The organism is uncultured Ferrovibrio sp. (assembly GCF_937960835.1).
In the GTDB taxonomy this organism is placed as follows: Bacteria; Pseudomonadota; Alphaproteobacteria; order Ferrovibrionales; family Ferrovibrionaceae; genus Ferrovibrio.
In genome coordinates this window covers 208,076-214,276 of sequence record NZ_CALGPC010000013.1, presented here as the reverse complement: position 1 = coordinate 214,276, position 6,201 = coordinate 208,076, and the positions used below count along the sequence as shown (strand labels likewise).

The following is a 6,201-nucleotide window of genomic DNA, read 5'->3' as shown; positions in this document are numbered from 1 at the left end:
CCGCAATGGGGGCAAACCGGCCCTTCCGGCCAAACCCGTTCCTCAACGAACCGATAGGCGGCGGCTTCATCGTGGAAAACCTTGGCGTCGAGGATGGACTTAGACATGGGTATCTCCTTATGACCCCAATGTAATCTCCCCGTTTGGGTACGTCAAGTATAATATGCCCTTGCTAATAGGAACATAAGTCGTCTTTTTGGGGTATGAAAAGGGTATAGAGTTGGCGCTCTTGATCGTACGCTCCGGTAGCTTGGGGGGCTAACAATGTTTAACATGGGTGCCACCGAATCGGCGGCGCTCTGGCGAAAGCAGGGGGATAGGTGATGGATTCGCTGGAACTTTGTGCTGGAGCGGGCGGTCAGGCCCTCGGGGTCGAAATGGCCGGATTCAATCACACCGGGCTAGTTGAGAATGACCGCTGGGCCTGCGAAACGCTCCGGTTGAACAGGCCGCAGTGGAATGTCCTTGAGCAGGATCTTCTAAACAATTTTGACCCTTCCCCATGGAAAGGCGTGGATCTCCTTGCGGGAGGACTGCCATGCCCGCCGTTTTCTGTGGCAGGTAAACAGCTCGGCGAAAAAGACGAGCGTAATTTGTTTGAAGTCGGCCTCGATATTGTGGAGCGGATCAAGCCGCGCGCCGTCATGTTTGAAAACGTCCGCGGAATGCTTGATCCGGTTTTTGATGATTATCGGGCGAGAATTAAAACACGGCTGGAGGGAAGCGGCTACAAGGTTCACTGGAAATTGCTGAATGCCAGCGACTTTGGCGTTCCCCAGCTTCGGCCTAGGGTGGTTTTTGTTGCCCTGGAATCTGAGGCGGCTGACCATTTCGAATGGCCGCGGCCTGTGCCTTTCAATCCTCCAACAGTTGGTGAAGTGCTGCTGCCTTTTATGGCTGAACGAGGATGGCCTGATGCGGAAAAGTGGGCTGCACGGGCGAACACCATTGCTCCCACAATAGTTGGCGGTTCAAAAAAGCACGGTGGCCCTGATCTGGGCCCTACGCGCGCTCGTAAGGCTTGGGCTGAACTCGGCGTGGACGGACTTACCATAGCGAACGAACCTCCAGGGCCTGACTTCCGGGGTATGCCACGGCTTACCGTTCCCATGGTCGCACGCCTGCAAGGGTTTCCGCCAGATTGGAAATTTGCGGGGAAGAAAACGAATGCTTACCGCCAAGTCGGTAACGCATTTCCTCCGCCTGTGGCGGCAGCAGTGGCGTCGCAGATTAAGTTGGCGTTAGAGGCATCCGCTCACGCTGTGAGGGTTGTAAAGGCGGCGTAAATGAGCGGTGCGCTTATTGCTGCAGAGCGGAAAGCTTACCACGCCCGCCTTTTACGGGAGGTTTTAACCGTTGATGAGCGTGGCGTTCCCAGTAATGCGGATAAAGATAGTAAGCTTTCAATTAAAATTGCCCGGGGCATTGCCAATTTACTTGAAACTGAAACAGGCGAGCGGTTGAACGCGCAAAGAGCTGGCAGCTTGTTTGAAGACATAACCGCTGAATTTCTGAAGAAGACCTTTCCTAACCTTGGGCATATCAGGCCTGGGAAGTGGGAAGTAAGAAAAGTGGGCAGCCGAAGCCGCCTCGCCATTGCGGAGTACGAGCAATATGCTCACTTAGTCGCTTTAAGTGAGGCTGCAAAAAAGAATCCGGAGCTTTCCGCCGCACTTGGGAATGATTACACCATTGCTCCAGATATACTTGTCGTAAGGGAGCTTCTCACTGATCACGAAATCAATAATGAAAGAGAAATTGTTGACGCCACTGTGAGCACCCGGGCGGCAATCCGCCAAAGGAACGGCGGAAAAAATCTTTTGCTGGCGAGTATATCATCTAAGTGGACCATCCGGTCGGACAGAGCGCAAAATAGCCGCTCCGAAGCCTTGAATTTGATTAGGAACCGGAAAGGGCATCTCCCGCATGTCGTTGTTGTGACTGCGGAGCCTTTACCTTCCAGGCTTGCTTCGATTGCGCTGGGAACTGGTGATATTGATTGTGTTTATCATTTTGCTCTCCATGAACTGATGATTGCGGTGGAAAGTGCTGGTGCAGAAGATGCATCGGATATGCTGCGCATCATGATTCAAGGGAAGCGCCTAAAGGATATATCGGATTTGCCCTTAGATTTGGCGGTGTAGAGATTGACCAGTGGCTGATAGAATCAGCATTACTGCGCGCAGCGAAAATATGCGGCGTATCCGTAGCGGGCATACCGTTCCGGAGTTAACCGTCCGCAAATTGGTCCGTGATCTTGGCTTTACTGGTTACCGCCTGCACCGCAAAGAGTTGCCTGGGAAACCCGATCTTGCTTGGATCGGAAAGAAGAAGGCTATTTTCGTGAACGGGTGCTTCTGGCACGGTCACGAGTGTAAAGAGGGCATAAGAAAACCAAAATCTAATCAGCCATATTGGTTGCCCAAAATAGAAAAAAACAAATTAAGGGATCAGCGGAATCAGGCTGACTTACAGAAGTCGGGCTGGTTAGTCGAAGTGGTTTGGGAATGTGAATTGAAGGACGAAAGCCTGGTTAAGGAGAGGCTGGCCGGGTTTTTATCGGAGTAAGTATTGAGCCTAGAGCGGGCATGATTGGAGGCTGTGCTCTTTACCTCTCTCCTATCTCCTCCCCGCCGCCACGCTCCGCCCGCCGATATGCGCATAGATCGCGTCGCGCAGATCGCGCACGGCATGGTTCAGCGTGCCGAGTTTCTGCGGTGACTCGCCTGAAGCTTCCAGCAAGGCCTGTCCCAGACAGTCGGCCTCGTTGCGCATCGCCAAACCTCTCGGCGTCAGCGCCACGACGACTTGGCGCTCGTTGGCGGGATTGCGCTGGCGCCGCACGAGGCCTGCCGCTTCCAGTCGTTTCAGCACGGGCGTGAGCGTGCTGGATTCCAGAGCGAGCTGCTCGGCGATGGCGCCGACGCTTTGTCTGTCCTGCCGCCACAGCACGTTGAGCACAAGATATTGCGGATAGGTAAGCCCTAGCCTGTCGAGCAATGGCTTGTAGACGCGCTGGATCGCCATGCCGACGGAATAGATCGAATAGCAAAGCTGCTCGTCCAGCGGCCCGGGCAAGGGCGCGCGCGGGGATGCGGGGGGCGGCCTTTCGGGCCGCTTGGGCCGCGTATCTGAAAATTTTTCCAATTTACCGGACTTTTGGGATCGTTCCGATTGTTTTCTTGGTCGCTATGAAGAAACGTGCATTACTTGGTGTCGGCCCTCTTACTGTCCTCAAATGCCTGCTTGATCAGCCCGGCCAACCACCGCGATAGGAGGCCGCCACGCGGAGAGCCTCCCAAGTCGGAAGTGGCCTGCTCACGGGGATTAAATAGCAACCGTTCGAAGGCTGCAGCGGTCATCGCCTTTACATGTGCATCTGCATCTTGTGCGGCGGCAGTATGTTTAAAGCCGGGAAGTGATGCCGCCACCGTCTTTTTGAAGGTGTAAAGTTCTCGCGCTGCGAATAGAACTTGGTATCTCCTGCTGAAGAACAGGACCAGTATGAAGGCCGGGGCGATGACGGCCATTCGGACTGCAACCGCGCCGAGTAGGTAGGCGCCGACGGACAGTCCGTCCGAGCCGGTAGGGACGTTCAGCATTGAAAAAGCTGGATCGAGGTACGGGGCTAGTATGAATACAATGAACACCCAACACGCCAGCAGCACAATTGAGGCGACGAACCACCGCATTGTGGAGCGAAGCGGCTTATCCAGTTCCATCGCGGAGGTGGCGAAGCTAGATGACAGTCCCTCAGCTGTACCCCATTCAAGTGCGTTTTTGGCATTTGTAATAATGGTATTGGCTGTGATGTCCTTTTCGGTCAGGGATTTCACCAGTTTATCCAGCGCGGCCGTTCGGGACGCAATGAGGTCGTCCAGCGCCTTCTTTCCAGCCTCGAATTGCTTGCTCCGTTCAGCCAGCTTTGCCTCGAAGGCTGTGAAGTTCTGCTGGTAGGCGTCAACCTGCGTCTTCAGGTTCTGCGCCTGCGAGCAGGCACCTTCAATGTCCTTGAGCAACTTCGCCGTATGTTCGGCATGCTGCTTGATTTGGGTAAGCGCCTCATCGGCGGCCTGCTTGCTTGCTGCGGCACCGCCCGCACTACCCGCAGCCTTCTTTGCGTCATCAGCCGCCGCCTTCGCGGCAGCCTGAATTTGTTTAACGTTCTCGTCTGCCGCCTGCTGCGCATCCGAAAGCCTCGCGAGTGTGGTGGCCAGATCGGCTACCGCACCAGCAAAGGCGTCGTAGCTGTCAGGGCTGACAATGGCGAGTATACGATGCGCCCGATCGAGCGCTGCATCTGTATGCGTCCCGATGTTCCGGTACACATCAGCTAGATTGGTCGGCACCTGATTGTTCTGCGACTGAATGACGAAGCCACTGGCGTCGATTTTGCCAAAGCCGCCATGCTGTTTGGTAACTGTGTCTAGGTGCGCCAGCAGGCTGGTGAAGGCTTCGCTTATCCGCTGTAGCTCCTTCGGAAGTCCGCTGATGTGGGTCGCGGGGACTAGAGACACTTTGTCAGGGGATGCCCCGACGACGCCTTCAACCAAGCCAATGAGTGCATGAATTTTTGCGTGAGTTTCGGCAATGGACGGGCTGTCCGGAGCAATGGGAGCCTCGGTATCGACGCGGGCGCCGCCGGCCGCTTCAATGGCACTCACTGCCTCAAAGGCTTTACTGTTCTGTTCTTTGAGAAGCGCGAGCTGCGTCGATAGCTCACCAGTCGACCCTGACGTCATGTCCCCTCCCTGTCCCGCTGCCTCGGGATGTTTCGCATTTGATACATGGAGCGGTTGTGGCCCGCAATTGGCCAATAGGCGGCGGGATTAAGGGCCTTGGAAAGGAAGCAGATTGCCGAACGCGGCTGCGAAGTTTCAGGCGGCGATCAGTGCTAGATCTGCTCGCCTGTGAGCCCTTGTTAGGGGCGGCTGCTGTTCAAGGGCGGGCATATGCTGGTGCTCATCGAAGAGCACATGGATGCGGACGCTTAAGCGCATCGTAGTAAATCGCTGGTTCGGAGAGAGAATGTTTCGCTCTTCGGGTTCCACTAGAGCAGCGAGACAATTTTACCCAATCAGACCAGCAAGTTGTTGGGCCCTGAGGCGTGTCCAAGAATTTGGTGGAGCCGAGGGGAATCGAACCCCTGACCTCCTCATTGCGAACGAGGCGCTCTCCCATCTGAGCTACGGCCCCAAGCCGGTGCGCCGGCCGACAATGCAAAGGGACGTCGCAACGGTCCCGGCCGGGCGGGGAAGCAAGTAGCAAAGCGGCCCGGCTTTGTCCACTGCCTTGGGGCCTTTCGGGGTCCGTTTTCTGCCCGGCAGCCCCGGCCTCGCGATCCTGTGAAGCACCTGTGGCGCGACCTGTGGCGGAGCGATGTCGGCGGCGGGTACGACTTGTGACTTTCCGCACTTCGCCGCCGGTTTTGGCCTGATCTTCGCTATCGCAAGGGCGGGCTTGGGTTGCCTTTCGCAGCGCCTGCCTTTATCACTCTGAGCCCAGGACGCCGCCCGATCCTGCTTCCCAGCCGCCTCGCGGCCGGGCGCGGCCTGCAGCGTGCCTCCGGAGGGCGGATGAATTCCCTGATAATCCTGATCACCACGGTCATCGACATCTATATCTGGCTGCTGATCGCCTCGGCGATCCTGAGCTGGCTGGTCGCCTTCAACGTGGTCAACACCTCCAACCGCATCGTCTATGCGGTCGGCGACTTTCTCTACCGCATCACCGAGCCGGCTCTGAGGCCGATCCGCCGCATCCTGCCCAATCTGGGCGGCCTCGATATTTCCCCGGTGGTGCTGATCCTGCTGCTGATCTTCGTGCGCAACCTGATCTGGGAATACGCCATCTGAAGGTCGTGGCCGATCCGCGTCCCTATAGCCTGCAGGAAGACGGCCTCAGGCTGTTCGTCCGCCTGACGCCCAAATCCGGCCGCGATGCCGTCGAGGGGCTGAAGCCGACCGCAGACGGCGGCGCCGAACTGGCGGCCAAGGTCACCGCCGTGCCGGAAAAGGGCAAGGCCAACGCGGCGCTGATCAAGCTTCTGTCCAAGGCGCTGAAACTGCCGGGCGGCCGTTTCGAAATCGTCGCCGGCGAGACCGACCGGCATAAGCAGATTCTCATCCACGGCGATCCGGCCGCGCTGGAAGCGGCGCTCAGGCCCTGGCTCGCAACGCTCGACATGAAAGGCTGAAGGCA

Annotated in this window: 8 protein-coding genes and 1 tRNA gene; 5 read left to right on the top strand and 4 right to left on the bottom strand. The window is 57.0% G+C overall.

Annotation, left to right across the window (positions count from 1 at the left end; translation table 11 throughout):
* Positions 1 to 107: transposase (locus Q0603_RS13805; protein ID WP_298726629.1), on the bottom strand; the 107-nt coding region annotated here is incomplete at its 3' end.
* A gap of 216 nt (positions 108 to 323) precedes the next feature.
* Between Q0603_RS13805 and Q0603_RS13800 the strand changes: the two genes are divergently transcribed.
* Genes Q0603_RS13800 through vsr form a run of 3 tightly spaced genes read left to right on the top strand, consistent with a single transcriptional unit; the run spans position 324 to position 2,568 of the window.
* The gene (locus Q0603_RS13800) at positions 324 to 1,286 is read left to right on the top strand and encodes a DNA cytosine methyltransferase (protein ID WP_298726622.1); all 963 of its coding nucleotides are present in this window, start codon (positions 324 to 326) and stop codon (positions 1,284 to 1,286) included.
* The gene (locus Q0603_RS13795; RefSeq protein ID WP_298726620.1) at positions 1,287 to 2,144 is read left to right on the top strand and encodes an NgoMIV family type II restriction endonuclease; all 858 of its coding nucleotides are present in this window, start codon (positions 1,287 to 1,289) and stop codon (positions 2,142 to 2,144) included.
* Between the two features lie 10 nt (positions 2,145 to 2,154).
* Positions 2,155 to 2,568, top strand: coding sequence for a DNA mismatch endonuclease Vsr (gene vsr, locus Q0603_RS13790; RefSeq protein ID WP_298726617.1), 414 nt, complete (start codon positions 2,155 to 2,157; stop codon positions 2,566 to 2,568).
* A gap of 51 nt (positions 2,569 to 2,619) precedes the next feature.
* On the opposite strand, the gene Q0603_RS13785 is transcribed toward vsr, so the two are convergent.
* The 3 genes from Q0603_RS13785 to Q0603_RS13775 form a co-directional block, all read right to left on the bottom strand.
* Positions 2,620 to 3,078 (bottom strand): MarR family transcriptional regulator, encoded by a 459-nt coding sequence (locus tag Q0603_RS13785; protein ID WP_298726615.1) that lies wholly within the window; start codon positions 3,076 to 3,078, stop codon positions 2,620 to 2,622.
* A gap of 128 nt (positions 3,079 to 3,206) precedes the next feature.
* A complete protein-coding gene (locus Q0603_RS13780; protein ID WP_298726613.1) occupies positions 3,207 to 4,742 on the bottom strand; it encodes a hypothetical protein in 1,536 nt (511 codons plus the stop codon).
* Positions 4,743 to 5,120: 378 nt separating this feature from the next.
* A tRNA-Ala gene (locus Q0603_RS13775) sits at positions 5,121 to 5,196 on the bottom strand.
* A 380-nt stretch (positions 5,197 to 5,576) separates the two neighbouring features.
* Here Q0603_RS13775 and Q0603_RS13770 point away from each other — a divergent pair.
* A complete protein-coding gene (locus Q0603_RS13770) occupies positions 5,577 to 5,855 on the top strand; it encodes a YggT family protein (RefSeq protein ID WP_298726611.1) in 279 nt (92 codons plus the stop codon).
* Between the two features lie 5 nt (positions 5,856 to 5,860).
* Positions 5,861 to 6,196, top strand: a complete 336-nt coding sequence (locus tag Q0603_RS13765; RefSeq protein ID WP_298726609.1) for a DUF167 family protein — start codon at positions 5,861 to 5,863, stop codon at positions 6,194 to 6,196.
* The last annotated feature ends 5 nt before the right edge of the window (positions 6,197 to 6,201 follow it).